Origin of the sequence: Halorubrum ezzemoulense, assembly GCF_004126515.1 — an archaeon.
Lineage (GTDB): Archaea > Halobacteriota > Halobacteria > Halobacteriales > Haloferacaceae > Halorubrum > Halorubrum ezzemoulense.
The window spans coordinates 534,478-548,739 of record NZ_CP034940.1 but is presented as its reverse complement, the minus strand read 5'-3'; the positions used below and the strand labels follow the sequence as shown (position 1 = coordinate 548,739).

The 14,262-nt window shown below is 71.7% G+C and carries 12 protein-coding genes and 1 tRNA gene; 4 read left to right on the top strand and 9 right to left on the bottom strand.

Annotation, left to right across the window (positions count from 1 at the left end; genetic code table 11):
* Positions 1-63 precede the first annotated feature (63 nt).
* The gene (locus tag EO776_RS02690) at positions 64-849 is read right to left on the bottom strand and encodes a 23S rRNA (uridine(2552)-2'-O)-methyltransferase (protein WP_094582718.1); all 786 of its coding nucleotides are present in this window, start codon (positions 847-849) and stop codon (positions 64-66) included.
* Positions 850-1,088: 239 nt separating this feature from the next.
* On the opposite strand from EO776_RS02690, the gene EO776_RS02685 reads away from it, so the two are divergent.
* Entirely contained in the window at positions 1,089-2,447 is a 1,359-nt protein-coding gene (locus EO776_RS02685; protein ID WP_186279049.1) for an MEDS domain-containing protein, read from the top strand.
* A gap of 7 nt (positions 2,448-2,454) precedes the next feature.
* Here the strand turns inward: EO776_RS02685 and EO776_RS02680 are convergent, their stop codons facing one another.
* The 4 genes from EO776_RS02680 to gatB form a co-directional block, all read right to left on the bottom strand.
* The gene (locus EO776_RS02680; protein ID WP_100050351.1) at positions 2,455-2,913 is read right to left on the bottom strand and encodes a GNAT family N-acetyltransferase; all 459 of its coding nucleotides are present in this window, start codon (positions 2,911-2,913) and stop codon (positions 2,455-2,457) included.
* Positions 2,910-3,125, bottom strand: a complete 216-nt coding sequence (gene samp2 / locus EO776_RS02675; protein ID WP_099288916.1) for a ubiquitin-like small modifier protein SAMP2 — start codon at positions 3,123-3,125, stop codon at positions 2,910-2,912. Before samp2 ends, EO776_RS02680 begins: the two co-directional genes overlap by 4 nt.
* 61 nt (positions 3,126-3,186) lie before the next feature.
* Complete coding sequence (locus EO776_RS02670; RefSeq protein ID WP_099288915.1) at positions 3,187-3,501, bottom strand: hypothetical protein; 315 nt, start codon at positions 3,499-3,501, stop codon at positions 3,187-3,189.
* 70 nt (positions 3,502-3,571) lie between these two features.
* Positions 3,572-5,059, bottom strand: a complete 1,488-nt coding sequence (gene gatB / locus EO776_RS02665) for an Asp-tRNA(Asn)/Glu-tRNA(Gln) amidotransferase subunit GatB (RefSeq protein ID WP_049931386.1) — start codon at positions 5,057-5,059, stop codon at positions 3,572-3,574.
* A gap of 289 nt (positions 5,060-5,348) precedes the next feature.
* On the opposite strand from gatB, the gene EO776_RS02660 reads away from it, so the two are divergent.
* Complete coding sequence (locus tag EO776_RS02660; RefSeq protein ID WP_129452356.1) at positions 5,349-8,867, top strand: PAS domain-containing protein; 3,519 nt, start codon at positions 5,349-5,351, stop codon at positions 8,865-8,867.
* Between the two features lie 71 nt (positions 8,868-8,938).
* Complete coding sequence (pyrE, locus tag EO776_RS02655; protein WP_129452355.1) at positions 8,939-9,493, top strand: orotate phosphoribosyltransferase; 555 nt, start codon at positions 8,939-8,941, stop codon at positions 9,491-9,493.
* A gap of 27 nt (positions 9,494-9,520) precedes the next feature.
* Here the strand turns inward: pyrE and EO776_RS02650 are convergent, their stop codons facing one another.
* Complete coding sequence (locus tag EO776_RS02650; protein ID WP_049931384.1) at positions 9,521-10,483, bottom strand: AAA family ATPase; 963 nt, start codon at positions 10,481-10,483, stop codon at positions 9,521-9,523.
* Positions 10,484-10,612: 129 nt separating this feature from the next.
* Between EO776_RS02650 and EO776_RS02645 the strand changes: the two genes are divergently transcribed.
* Positions 10,613-10,697: transfer RNA gene (locus EO776_RS02645), tRNA-Ser, on the top strand.
* 58 nt (positions 10,698-10,755) lie between these two features.
* Here EO776_RS02645 and EO776_RS02640 read toward each other — a convergent pair.
* The 3 genes from EO776_RS02640 to EO776_RS02630 are packed head-to-tail and all read right to left on the bottom strand — an operon-like array spanning position 10,756 to position 14,034.
* On the bottom strand, positions 10,756-11,379 hold the full coding sequence (locus EO776_RS02640) for a hypothetical protein (RefSeq protein ID WP_049931383.1): 624 nt from the start codon (positions 11,377-11,379) through the stop codon (positions 10,756-10,758).
* Between the two features lie 4 nt (positions 11,380-11,383).
* A complete protein-coding gene (gene glyS, locus EO776_RS02635) occupies positions 11,384-13,186 on the bottom strand; it encodes a glycine--tRNA ligase (protein ID WP_049931382.1) in 1,803 nt (600 codons plus the stop codon).
* Positions 13,186-14,034, bottom strand: coding sequence for a CBS domain-containing protein (locus EO776_RS02630; protein WP_049931381.1), 849 nt, complete (start codon positions 14,032-14,034; stop codon positions 13,186-13,188). Before EO776_RS02630 ends, glyS begins: the two co-directional genes overlap by 1 nt.
* Positions 14,035-14,262 lie beyond the last annotated feature (228 nt).

Below are 14,262 nucleotides of genomic sequence, written 5' to 3'. Positions count from 1 at the left end.
CGACTGATAGCGACCGCGCGGACGGGAGGGGCGGGCGGGAGCGAGCGCGACGGCGATGCCTGCTCAGGCCGACGGCTCCGCGTCGTCGACGGGCTCCGCGAAGCCGAACCGCGGCTTGACGTCGGTGACCTCGACCGCGAGCGTCTCGCCGACGTCGGCGTCGACGAACAGGGTGTAGCCGTCGACGTAGGCGATGCCGTCGCCCTCGTCGCCCTCCTCCTCGACGGTCACCTCGATCCGCTCGCCCTCGGCGACCGGCGAGGTGGTGTACCCCTTCGCGACGAGGTACACCTCCGAGGAGGCGTCCCGCGAGGCGGGCGGCGAGACGGTCCGGACGTACTGGAACGACTCGCTCACGTCGTCGCGGAAGGCGTCGAGGTCCTCGCCCTGGAACACCTTCACGACGAAGTCGCCGCCGGTCGCGAGCAGTTCGTCGGCGGTGTCGAGCGCCTGCCGCGCGAGGTGGACCGAGCGGGCGTGGTCGAGGGAGTACTCGCCGGTCATGTTCGGCGCCATGTCGCTCGCGACGACGTCGGCGCCGCGCTCGCCGACCGCCTCGCGCAGGTAGTGCCGGGTGCGCTCCTCAGTCATGTCACCGCGGATCGTCTCGACGTCGCCCTCGTCGAGGTCCTCGATGCGCTGGAGGTCGACGCCGACGACGGTGCCGCCCTCCCCGACCTCCTCGGCGGCGACCTGGAGCCACCCGCCGGGCGCGGCCCCGAGGTCGACCACGGTGTCGCCGGGGGCGAGCAGGTCCGCCTCCTCGTCGAGCTGTTTCAGCTTGTAGGCGGACCGGGCGCGGTACCCCTGCTGTTTGGATCGGTTGTAGTAATCGTCTTTCCCGCTCATGGCGTCATCACCGCAGGCGGACGCGGGGCCACCGAGATCGGGGTGGAGGTAGCGCTCATACCCGTAACGACGGGGGCGACCGGGAAATGAACGTCGGATGCGGGCGACGGCGGCACAGTGCGACTCGACCGAGATCCGCCGCGGCGTCTCCCCCGGAATTTCGCCGTGATGAGCGGAGACACATCGGTTGCGGGCGTCAATTGTTTTTTCAGCATCCGGTCTTTACGATGGCCGTTCAGATGACCACCGCAGGCGAGTCGACCGGCTCCACGGCCCGGCCGCGGGCGGACCTGCGCGCCGAGTTCGCCGACCGCGACCTCGACCGCCACCTCGCGCTGTTTTACGAGTCGGCGGCGACGCAGCTCGACACCGTGGCCGCGTTCCTCTCGTACGGGCTCGAGACCGGGCATCGGTGCGTGTACCTCGTCGACGCGAACCCCCGATCGCGGATCGAGAACGCGCTGCGCGCGGAGGGCGTGGACGTGGCGGCGAAGCTCGACGCCGGGGACCTCGCGATCCGCGACGCGTCGGAGGTGTATCTCGACGAGGGCTTCGAACGCGACGGAACCGTCGCCGAGCTGCGGTCGGAGGCGGAGCGGAGCGCCGCCGAGGGGTACGAGGGGTTGTGGGTCGCCGGCGAGAACACGTGGGCGTTCGACGGCGAGACATCGTTCGACGAGGTCGTCGACTTCGAGGTCGCGTTCGACGCCGCGTGTCCCGACTTCGCGGTGACTGCGCTGTGCCAGTACGACCTCCGTCGGTTCGACGAGGCGGCGGCCGCGAAGGCGCTTCGAACCCACCAGCAGATCGTTTACGACCGCACGCTGTGTGAGAACCCGTTCCACGTCTCCCCCGAGGAGTACCGCTCCGAGGAAGGGGGGGCCGACGCCCGGATCATGCTGAAGCAGGCTCGCGGGGTCGCGGAAAGCAACCGAGAGCTTCGTCGGCGCGAGCAGCGGCTCAGTGTGCTCAGCAGAGTGTTACGCCACAACATCCGGAACGACCTCAACGTCGTTCGTGGGGCACTCGAAGACTTGACGGGAAGCGAGTCGCTGACCGCCGCGGAGGCCGACCTCGTCGCCGCCGCCGCGAGACACGCGGACGCCGTCATCGAAACGGCCGAGAAGGCCCGGTACATCCAGCAGACCATCGGGAGTTCGGAGGTCGAGCCAACCCCTCTCGGGCCGGTGATCGAGCGGGCGGTCGAAGAGGTGCGGTCGGAGCACCCGAACGCACGGATCCGGACCCCCGACTCCTCGGATCAGGTCGTCCTCGCGGACGTGAACCTCGACATCGCCCTCGAAGAGGCGATCCGGAACGGAATCGTCCATCAGGACGATCCGGCGCCGACGGTCTCCGTCGCGGTGTCGACCCCAGCGAGCGAGCGGGTTCGCGTCGAGGTTCGGAACCCCGGGTCGATACCCGACCACGAGCTCCGGTGTTTCCGCGAGAGGGGTGAGACGCCGCTGGCCCACGGGAGCGGGCTGGGGCTCTGGCTCGTTCGATGGATCGTCGAGTCGGCTCACGGGACGGTCGAGTTCGCCAACGACGACGACCGAACGCGGGTCCGGTTCGACCTGTACCGGGTCGCCGACTGAACGCCGATCAGCCACCGTCGACCCGGGTCCGGCCGACTCGCCGCCCCTCGTCCGCGCCCGCGCCGTCGACCGCGAACCCCAACGCCGCGTAGAACTCGGCTAGGTCGGCGTCGAACCGGGCGGTGACGGTCTCGACCGCGGGGTCCGACTCGGCCCGATCGACCGCGGCCGCGACGAGCCGGGAGCCGATCCCCTCTCCTCGGCGCACCTGCCTGACCGCGACGGCGTCGACGTGGAGCCGGTCGGGATCGGGCCGCACGGCGACCAGCGCGCCGACGACTCCGCCGGTGCGCGTCGAGCGCGCGACGATGACGTCTCCGGCCGCGATGCGGTCGTCGACGGTGGCGGCGTCGGTCTCCAGCATCGCGGCGTCGAGGATCCGGAGGACGTCGAGCCGGTCGGCCGCGGTCGCCGGCTTCACGGTCACGTCCTCCGGCGCGGTCGGAAGGTCTCGGTCTTCGGTCACGCGTCGCCCGTCGCGCCGCCCTTGATCAGCCGGAGCACTCGGACCTCCTCGGCGTCGACGACGCGGTCGCCCGGGACCGGCGAGCCGTCGACGAGCGCCGACGCCTCCTGCGGGTGGTAGCCCGCGGCGCGGATCAGGTCGTTGTACGTCGCGTCGGCGGCGAGGCTGTACTCGTCGACCCCCTCGCCGACGACCTCGACGGTCACGTCCATGAGCGCGGTAGCGGGCGGGCGGGCGTCAATCGCACGGTTTCGGCGGGGCGCGTCGAACGCCTCAACCGGCGTCGGGGGCGCGGCCGTTCCACCTCCAGAGGAACCACCCGACTGCGGCGGCGATCGCGACCGTCGCCAGCGCGCCGGGGCGGGGGACCGCGCCGGTCCACGCGTTAACGACGATCAGGCCGCTCGCGGCCGCCGAGACGCTGAGGACCGCGGCCGCGTCGCGGGCGAGGTCCGCCTCGCGCTCCGGCGGGAGGTCGCCGTCGTAACCGGCGATCAGGTCCACGGCGCCGCGGCGACAGATCGCCCACGCGAGGAGGAGACAGAAGCCGGTGACGTGGCCGACGACGACGGTTTCGACGATTGCCATGGCGGAGGGAAATGCTGCGGCGTGGCGGGGGAGTTGATCCGGCGGGAGCGATTCGAGCGGTCCGGCCGGCTCAGCCGTCCAACTCTTCGCGGAGCAGCCCGTTCACCTGACCGGGGTCGGCGCTGCCGCCGGTCGCCTGCATCACCTGGCCGACGAGGAAGTTGATCGCGCCCTCGTCGCCGTCGTGGTAGTCGCTCACGGCGTCGGGGTTCTCGTCGATGGCGGCCGCGACGGCGGCCTCGACCTCGCCGCTCTCGGCCTTGCCGAGGTCCTCGCGGTCGATGACCGTCTCGGGGTCGTCGCCCTCGTCGAGCATCTCGCGGAGCACGACCTCCTCGGCGTTCTTCACCGTCAGCTCGTCGGCGGCGACGAGCTCGATCAGGCGGGTGAACTCGTCGAGCCGCCCCTCTACGTCCGTGATCGCCATCTCGCGGTAGTTGAGCTCGCCGAGCAGGTTGTCGGCGACCCACGTCGCGGCGAGGTCGGGGTCGAACTCGCTCGCCACGTCCTCGAAGAAGTCCGCGACCGCCTTCGTGGAGGTGAGCTTGGAGGCGGCCTCGCGGTCTAACCCGTACTCCTCGCGGAAGCGCTCGCGGCGGGCGTCGGGGAGCTCCGGGATCGCGATCTGTTCCTTCCAGTCGGCTACCTCAAGCGCGGGCAGGTCGCCCTCGCGGAAGTAGCGGTAGTCCTTCTCGGCCTCCTTCGACCGCATGCCGACGGTGACGCCGCGGTCCTCGTCCCAGTGACGCGTCTCCTGTTCGATCTCGCGGCCGCGCCGGAGGACGTTCTCCTGTCTGGTGACCTCGTAGGCGAGCGCCTGCTCCGCGCCCTTGTGGCTGGAGATGTTCTTCACCTCAGCGCGGTTCACGTCGTCGAGCGCGTCGCCCGTGATCGACCCGTCGTCGGCAACGTGCTCGGCGGGGACGAGCGAGACGTTAGCGTCGACGCGCAGGCTCCCGTCGCGGCCGGGGTCGAACACGCCGAGGTACTCCAGAACCTCCTCCAGCTTCGCGAGGAACGCGCGCGTCTCGGCCGGCGAGCGGAAGTCCGGCTCCGTGACGATCTCCATCAGCGGCGTGCCGGCGCGGTTGTAGTTCACCAGCGTGTGGGTGGCCGACTCGATGGAGCCGCCGGCGTGCTGGAGGCTGCCGGGGTCCTCTTCGAGGTGCGCGCGGGTGATCCCGATCGTCCGCGGGTCGCCGTCGACGCGGACCTCCAGCTCGCCGTCGGCGCAGATCGGCGCGTCGTACTGGGTGAGCTGGAAGTTCTTCGGGAGATCGGGGTAGTAGTAGTTCTTCCGGTGGAACGTGGTCGTCTCGGGGATGTCGGCGTCGATCGCCTTCCCGACCTTCACCGCGGCCTCGACGGCGGCCTCGTTGAGGACGGGGAGCGCGCCCGGTAGCCCGAGGCAGGTCGGACAGGTGCGCGTGTTCGGCGCCTCGTCGTCCTCGGGCTCCGTCGAACAGCCGCAGAAGATCTTCGTGTCGGTCTCGAGCTGGACGTGGACCTCCAACCCGATCACGACCGTCCGGTCCGTCGTCGCGGCCTGCGTACTCATTACCCGCCCGTTGTGAGCGGGTCGCCTAAATCGTGTCGGGACAACGGCCGCCGGGGCGAACGCCCGACGACGCTCTCAGATCCGAAAACCCGGTGGGAACGATTATCAGGAGGCCGCTCGTACCTTGCGCGATGAGTGAACCGACGACCTTCGCGGGCCCCGGCCGGGCCAGTGCGACGACGCGCCAGCGGCCGCCGCTCGGTCGCGCGAGACGAGCGGCCAACAGGGTGGATGGCCGCTGAGGGACCCGCCGGCCGCGGGCGACCGCCGCGGTGCCGTTCCGTAACGGATGTCTGCTGAGCCGACGCTCCACCTCGGCGAGCCGGTGGACGCGGCGTGGGGAGAGCTCCCCGCGGAGACGCGCGTCCGCCGAGCGAGCGAGGTCGCGAGCGACGCGGACCGGGACCCGGACCGGAGCGTCGATCCGGCGAGGGTCGTCGTCAGGCTGTTCGACGACGAGACCCGAGGTGACCGCGACGCGCCGGAACTGAACGGCGACGGGGCCGCGAGCCGGGGGATCTCGGTCGAGCGCGACGCGGCCGCGCTCGACCGCCTCGAATCGGTCCGCAACCGCTACCCGGACGCGGCCGTGCTCGCCTACTCGGCGGGCGACGACGCGGACGCGGCCATCGACGCGAGCCGGCTCGGGATCGAGTACGTGTCCGGGCGACGGCTCGCGGCCGATGGCGAGACGCTCGCCGACCGCGTGGAGGCGATCGATGGCGGACGCGACGACCGCGACGGAGCGGGGACAGAGCCGGCACACGACGGACCCGGACCGGAGTCACCGGACGCAGGCGGACCCGAACCGGAACCGACGACCGCGGGCGGGCCCGAACCGGAACCGACGACCGCGGGCGGGCCCGAACCGGAACCGACGACCGCGGGCGGGCGGGAGTTCCTCGAACCGTTCGTGCGGATCGTCTCGGACCGGTGCGCCGACCTCGACGAGCAGGTCGACGCCCTGCTCGACCTCGGGCGAGACTACCTCGACCTGTCGATCGGCTACTCGTCGCGGGTCGAGGGCGACTGGATCGAGATCCAGCGGTACCGGGACTCGACCGGGCTTGTGGAGTCGATCGCGGCGGACGAGCTCGACGACGACGGGACGCTCCCGCTGGAGCTGACCTACTGCCGGCGAACGGTTCGCGGCGGTGCCGGCGCGGGACCGGAAAGCGACGGGGCGCCCGGAAGCGGCGAGGAGAGCGGAGGCGACGGAGCGACCGAAGGCGGGTCGGAGACCGGAGGCGACGGCGCGGCCGAGGGCGACTCGGGCGTGGTCACGATCACCGACCCAGAGGCGGCGGGGCTGGCCGGCGATCCGGCGTACGAGCGGTCCGGCGTCGGCAGCTACGTCGGCGGTCGGGTCGTCGTCGACGGCGAGGTATACGGGACGCTCTGTTTCCTCGACGTCGGGCCCCGCGACCGCCCGTTCGACGCGTCGGAGCGGCTGTTCGTCGAACTGCTCGCGGAGTGGCTCGGCGGCGCGATCGAGCGCGAGGTGGTCCGCGAGGAGCGGGCTGCGGCCGTCGACCGGTTCGAGGAGACGCTCGACCGGATCGAGGACGGGTTCTTCGCGCTCGACGACGAGTTCCGGTTCACCTACGTGAACGAGGCCGCCGCGACGCTGCTCGACCGCGACGCCGACGAGCTGATCGGCGCCGACATCTGGGCGGAGTTCCCGGCGGCGCTCGGGCGGAAGTACGAGCGGAACTACCGACGGGCGATGGAGACCCAAGAGGTCGTCTCCTTCGAGGACCGGTACGAGCCGCTCGACCTGTGGACCGACGTGACCGCCTACCCCTCGCCCAACGGGCTCTCCGTGTTCTTCGCCGACGTCTCCGAGCGGAAGCGCCGCGAGCAGACGCTCGAACGGCTGCTCGGGACCGTCGAACGCGTCCAGCGGGAGAGCGACGCGGACGGGGTCGCCGAGCGGCTGGTCGAGGCCGCGGACCAGATCCTCGGCTACCAGATAAGCGGCGTGCGGCTCTTCGACGAGGACGCGGACCTGCTCCGCCTCGCCGCCACGAGCGAGGGGATCGGCGACGCGTTCGCCGCCAGCCGGGACCCGCGACCGCCGAGCGAGGGGATCACCGGTGCGGTGTTCCGAGACGGCGAGACGTGGGTGTGCGACGACCTCGCGACCGACGAGCGGCTCGCGTCGATCGGCGGCGGCCCGTCGAACGGCGACCGGACCGAGTACCACGGGATGCGGTCGTTCGTCGCGGTTCCGCTCGGGGACCACGGCGTGTTCATCGTCGGGTCCAGAGAGCCGGACGCCTTCGGCGAGAGCGACGTCAGCGTGCTCGAACTGCTGGCGACGAACGCCGTCGCCACGATGGACGCCAACGACCGGCGCCGGCGGCTCCGGACCTACGAGGACGCGCTGAAGAACGTCGACGACATGGTGTGCGTCCTCGACGGCGACGGCGCCGTCACCTACGCCACCGGGCCGTTCGCCGAGTGGGTCGGCGCCGGCGGCACCGGGGACATCGTCGGTCGGCGGCTCGACGCGCTCGTCGCCCCGGACGACGCGGAGCGCGTGGTAGACGCGGTCGGCGCGCTCACCGGCACACCGGCCGAGGTCGCGGGCGGTCGAGAGCCGACGAGGACGGTCGACCTGAGCGTCGAGCGCGACGGCGATCGCGGACCGCGGCACGGCCGACTCCGGCTGTCGTCGCTGTCCGACCGCGGGGGCGGCGTCGTCGGATCGCTGTCGGACACGACCGACCTCTTCCGGACGCGGACCGAGCTGTCGGCCGAGCGCGACCGCTTCCGGCGGCTGTTCGACCGCATTCCCGACCCGGTGATAGAGGTCGTCTTCGAAGACGACGAGACGGTGATCGACGGCGCCAACCCGGCGTTCGAGGCGCAGTTCGGCGTGGACGAGGCGGCGCTGCGCGGCCGGACGATCGAGGCGTTGGACATCCACGACTACCGGCTGGGAGACAGCGTCGAGGCGAGCGCCGTCGAGGCGGCGGACCTCGACGCGCTGGTCCGCGAACACGGCTTCGCCGCGGAGGAGATCAGACGACAGACCGTCGAGGGGCCGCGGGAGTTCCTCTTCCGCGGCTTCAGCTACGAGACCGAGGGCGACCGACGCGCCTTCGGCATCTACACCGACATCACCGACCGGAAGCGCCGCGAACGCTACGTGCGGATCGTCAACCGGATCCTCAGGCACAACCTGCGGAACGAGCTGAACGTCGTGTTCGGCTTCGCCGGCGAAATCGCCGATCGGACCGACGACGACCGGATCCGCGACTACGCCCGGCGGATCGAGACCACGGGCAAGCGGCTGACCGACGTCGCCGAGGGGGCCGGGACCCTCCGGGGGATCGTCGAGGAGGGGTACGCGACCGACCCCGAGCCGGTCGACGTGGGACCGATCGTCGAGGCGGTCACCGCGCGACACGCGGCCGATCGGCCGGACACGCGGATCACCGCCGACGTGCCGGCGGGGATCGCGGTGCGCGGCGACGACCGCCTCTCGGTCGCGATCGATCACCTCGTCGAGAACGCGGTCGAACACGGCGGCGACGCGCCGCGCGTCGCGGTGAGCGCCGAGCGCGACCTGGACGGCGGGGTCGTGCGTGTGAGCGTCGCGGACGACGGGCCGGGGGTGCCGACCGCGGTACGGGAGGTGATCACCGGCGTCCGCGAGGTGACCCAGCTACAGCACAACACCGGCGTCGGGCTGTGGATCGCCGCGTGGGTCGTGGAGGCGTACGGCGGCGAGATCCGGTTCGACGACGGCCTCGGCGGCGGGGGAACGACCGTGACGCTCGTCCTGCCGGCGGCGGAGTGAGCGGGGCGGGAGAGAGACGAGCCCCTCCGCGTTCCGACCCGTTTATTGTCGGCCGCGGCCCTTCTCGGCGTATGACCGACGACGACCGACGACGCGAGCTGATCGCGGCGCTCACCGCCGCCGACGCCGTCCGGTTCGGCGAGTTCGAGCTGTCCCACGGCGGGACGAGCGACTACTACGTCGACAAGTACCTCTTCGAGACCGACCCGGACGCGCTGACGCTCGTCGCCGAGGCGTTCGCTGACCGGCTGGCCGACGCCGACGCGAAGCTGGCGGGAGTCGCGCTGGGCGCGGTCCCGCTGGTGGCGGTGACGGCCGCCGAGCTCGGTCGTCCGTACGTCATCGCGCGCAAACAGGCGAAGGAGTACGGCACGGGCAACCGGATCGAGGGGCACCTCGGCGACGGCGAGGAGGTCGTCGTGATCGAGGACATCGCCACCACGGGGCAGTCCGCTGTCGACGCGGTCGAGGCGCTGCGGGAGGCGGGCGCGACGGTGGACCGCGTGCTGGTCGTCGTCGACCGCGAGGAGGGCGCGGAAGCGCTGCTCGCCGAGCACGACATCGAGCTGGAGTCGCTGCTCACGGCGACCGAACTGCTGGCGGAGCGGGACGAGAACGCGGAGTAGCGGCGATAGCGGCGGTCGTCGCGGGAGCTACGCCTCGGCCGCGTCCACCGTCGGCACCGCGACGCGGTCGAGCACGTCGGCGATCACGTCGCGCTCGTCGACGTCGTTGACGGCCGCGTCCGGCGTCAACACGAGCCGGTGGGCGAGCGTCGGCTGCGCGACCCGCTTCACGTCGTCGGGCGTGACGAACTCACGGCCGGCGATCACCGCCGCCGCGCGGGCGGTCTCGAAGAGGCGCTGTGTCCCCCGCGGGGAGACGCCGGCCTCGACGCGGCGGTCCTCCCGGGTCGCCCGCGCGAGCGCCGCCGCGTAGCGGAGCAGATCGTCCTCGACGCGGACGGACTCCGGCACCTCCCGCAGCGCCGCCACGGAGTCGGGATCGAGGACGCGCTCGACCGTCGGCGACTGCTCGACGCGGCCGGCACGCCGCCGGAGGAGCTCTAACTCGCCGTCCTCGTCCGGGTAGCCGATCGAGGTCTTGATCGTGAAGCGGTCGAGCTGGGCCTCCGGCAGCGGGAACGCGCCCTCGCTCTCGACCGGGTTCTGCGTCGCGATCACGTAGAACGGGCTCGGCAGGGCGTGCGTCTCGCCGTCGACGGTCACCTGCCCCTCCTCCATCGCTTCCAGGAGAGCGGCCTGCGTCTTCGGCGGGGCGCGGTTGATCTCGTCGGCGAGCACGACGTTCGCGAAGATCGGCCCCGGCGAGAAGCTGAAGGAGCCGTCGCGCTCGTCGAACACGTTTGTGCCGGTGACGTCGGCCGGCAGGAGGTCCGGGGTGAACTGAATCCGCGAGAACTCCAGACCGAGCGCGGTCGCGAACGAGCGCGCTGAGAGGGTCTTTCCGGTGCCCGGCACGTCCTCCAGGAGGACGTGGCCGCGGGCGAGGATGCCGAGGGTGACGCGGTCGAGGAACTCGCGGTCGGCGACGACCGCGCCGCCGACCTCGCTCACGACGCGGGCGCAGGCGTCGGCCGCTTCGGGGACGTCCATATCCACCGCACGGGAGCCGGGCCGAAAAGCGTTGTCGGCGGAACGGTGGGGTGACGGACCGGCGGTCCGAGACCGCGCCGCGACCGCGATCGAAACGCATAACAGCGGAACCGGCCAACGTCGAGTCGAGCCGAGGTAGCCTAGCCTGGCCAAGGCGGTAGATTCGAAATCTACTGTCCATTCGGACACCGGAGTTCAAATCTCCGCCTCGGCGCTTCTCTCAGTTTCGCCCGGCGAGCGACAGCGCCGCCGTTGCGCTCCGGGCGATGCGCCTACCCGATCAGCGCGGCCGCGAGGAACATGCCGCCGGCGGCCGCCGGCGGGATGGTGAGGTTGTCGTCGACCGCCACGCCGCGGATGAGCGGCGGGAGCCCGTCGGCGATCGCCGCGGGGATCGCCCCCGCGAGCGCGACGATCACGCCCGGATCGGGGCCGAACTCGGGGATCGCGTACGGGACGGCGATCCCGAAGCAGACGAACACCATCGCCGCCACCACCGGGAGGCGCTTCGGCTCCGTCGCCGCGTTCTCGCCGAGCCCGCCGCTTATCGGGTCGCCGACGGAGAGCATCCACATCGCGGGTACGGCGAAGACGGGCGCGAAGACGAGCGCGGTCGCCGCCATCCCGGCCTGATACAGCGCGTACCCAGCGATCCCGTCGGCCTCGTAGTCGCGGACGAGCGCGTCGTACAGCGGGGCGAGCGGGCCGACGGAGTCGGCGAGCCGCAGCGCTTCGAGAGCCCCGGCGATCGCGACGCTGAGGATCAGCAGTCGCCCGGTGGTCTCCCAAGAGATCCAGCCAAGTAAGAACGGGACCGGGTACAGCGTGCCGCTGGCGTGGACCAGCCGCCGCTCGAACTCCACGCGCTCGCGCCACGCGGCGGCCGGGAGACGCACGCCCTCAGTTCCCCGCCGTCTCGACGTCGGTGTCGACCGCGTCGTACCGGTCGGCGACGGACGCGAACGGCTCGCCCTCCCGGAGCGCCGTCAGCTCGTCGGCGAGGTGCGCGACCGGGATCCGGACCTGCGCCGCGGAGTCGCGCTCGCGGAGCGTGACGGTGTCGGGCCCGTCGCCCTCGATCCCGTCGCGGTCGACGGTGACGCAGAACGGGGTGCCGACCTCGTCCTGCCGGCGGTAGCGGCGGCCGATCGAGCCGGAGTCGTCGTACGCGACCGCGAGCCCGGCGGCCCGCAGGTCGGCCGCCACCTCGTCGGCGAGCCCGGTCAGGCGGTCGTCGTTGGTGACGAGCGGGAAGACGGCGGCGTCCTGCGGCGCGACCTCGGGTTCGAGCGAGAGGTAGGTGCGCTCCTCGCCGTCGACCTCGTCCTCGCTGTAGGCGTGCGCGAGCAGCGTCTGGACGGTCCGGCCGACGCCGAACGACGGCTCGACGACGTGGGGCGTGATGTGCTCGCCGCTCTCGGTCACCGCCTCGACCGAGAAGTCCGCGACGTCGACGTCGACCGCGTGCGTCTCGGCGTCGTCGCCCTCGCCGACCGTCACCTCGACCGTCTCGCCGTCGAACGCGTCGGGGTCGCGCTCCGCGAGGGCTTCGAGCGCCTCGGCGACCGCGGCGGCGTCGCCGCCGAACTCCGGGCCGAGGACGGACATGTCGGGGTCGACGGTCGCGCGCTCGACCGTCTTCGGCTCGTCGTACCGTTTGAACACTGTAAACGAGTCGTCGCCGTACTCGTCGTGCTTCGAGAGGTCGTAGTCGCCGCGGTACGCGAAGCCGGCGATCTCGATCCAGTCGCCGTCGACCTCGCTCTCGGCGTCCCAGCAGTCGGCGGCGTAGTGGGCGCGCTCGCCGGCGAGGTGCTGGCGGAAGCGGAACCGGTCGAGGTCGACGCCGACGCGCTCGTACCACTCCTGCGCGACGCCGAGGTAGTAGCCGACCCACGGGGAGCCGATGACGCCCTCGTCGACCGCCTCGCCGACCGTCGTGTCGAGGTAGTCGCCGTCGTCGGCCTCCTGCTCCGTCGCGGGGTAGAGGCAGACCTCCACGTCGCGCACGCGGTCGAGCGGCGGCTCGTCCGCCTCGGGGTCGATGAACTGCTCCAACTCGGCCTGCGTGAACTCGCGGAGGCGGAGGAGCCCGCCGCGCGGCGAGATCTCGTTGCGGTAGGCCGGGCCGATCTGGGTGATCCCGAACGGGAGGTTCCCGCGGGCGTACTCCTTCAGCCGCGGGAACTCCACGAAGATCCCCTGGGCCGTCTCCGGCCGGAGGTAGCCGGGTTGGGCGTCGCCGGGGCCGATGTCGGTCGCGAACATGAGGTTGAACGCCTCGACCGGCTGGCCGGCGAGTTCGGTGCCGCAGGCGGGACAGGCGATGTCGTTGTCGGCGATGAGCTCGGCGACCTCTTCGCCGGGCAGCGCCTCGGCGTCCTCGATCTCCGTGACGTCCTCGACGAGGTGGTCGGCGCGGTGGGACGCGCCGCACTCGGGGCACTCGACGAGCATGTCGTCGAACCCCTCCAGGTGGCCGGAGGCCTCGAACACGGCCTCTGGCATCACCGTCGGCGCCTCGATTTCGCGGTTCCCCTCGCGGATGGTAAACCGGTCGCGCCACGCGTCCTCGACGTTCCGCTTGAGCGCCGCGCCCTGCGGGCCGAACGTGTAGAAGCCGGCGGTGCCGCCGTAGGCGCCGTTCGATCCGAAGAAGAAGCCCCGGCGCTTCGCGAGCTCGGCGAGCACGTCCGCGGCCATTATAACCCCTCCAGCAGGTCGACGTCTCGGACGATCCCGTCCAGATCGGTGCCGGAGACGAGCGGGACCTGCTCGATGTCGTTGCTGATGAGCTCTTGAGCGACCTCCTTGGCCGTCCGCGTGGCGTTGACGGTGATGAGGTCCTCGGTCATGAAGTGGCGGACCGCCTCCGCGGGGATCTCGACGTTCCGGGTCGGGAGGTAGCGCGCGCCCGTCGCCTTGATCCCCTCCCACGACCAGTCGGAGTCCTGGTCGGCGATCGAGTCGCCGGTGCTCGCCTCGCCCTCGACGACGCGGGCGACCTCCAGGATGTCGACCTCGGTGAGCATCCCCGCGGTCGCGGCGTCGTCGTCGAGGACGACCGCGTACGGTACCCCCGAGAGCGCGATCTCGCGCTCGGCGACCGGCAGCGGCGTGTCGGTGTGGGTCGCGTTGACCGCCCGGGTCGCGAGCTCGCCCACGCGCGTCTCGCCGTCGACCTCGCCGCGGGCGATCGCCCGCACCACGTCGGTGACGGTGACGATACCAACGAGCTCGTCGCCGTCGACCACGGGGAGCCGGCGCGAGCCCTCGGCGGCCATCGTCCGGGCGGCGTCGACGATGTCGGCGGCGGCCCCGACGGTGGGGACCTCGCGCATCAGCAGCGCGAGCTGGTCCTCGTCCGGCTGTTCGATCAGGTCGTCGCGCGTGACGAGCCCGCGGTACACCTCGTCGCCGTCGACGTCCTTCACGACGGGCACGGACGAGAAGCCGTGCTCTTGGATGTACTCTAACACGTCGTTGCGGCTCCCGGGTATCTCGACGACGACGAGCTCCGAGCGGGGCGTCATGGCGTCTGCGACGTTCATGCCCGTCTTTCAGCGTGACACCTCTTGTATACTGCGAAGGTGTGCGGAGCCGGACCACCGGCACGCGAGGCCGGGCGGCGACACGCGGGAGCGGTCAGCGGCACGCAGGGTCTAGTCAGCGACACGCGGAGCTGGACCGCCAGCGCGCGGGGCCGGGTCAGCGGCGATCGGACCCGGTCAGGCGGGGCCCTACAGGATCCCGCGAGCCGATGTAGAAACCGACACGTT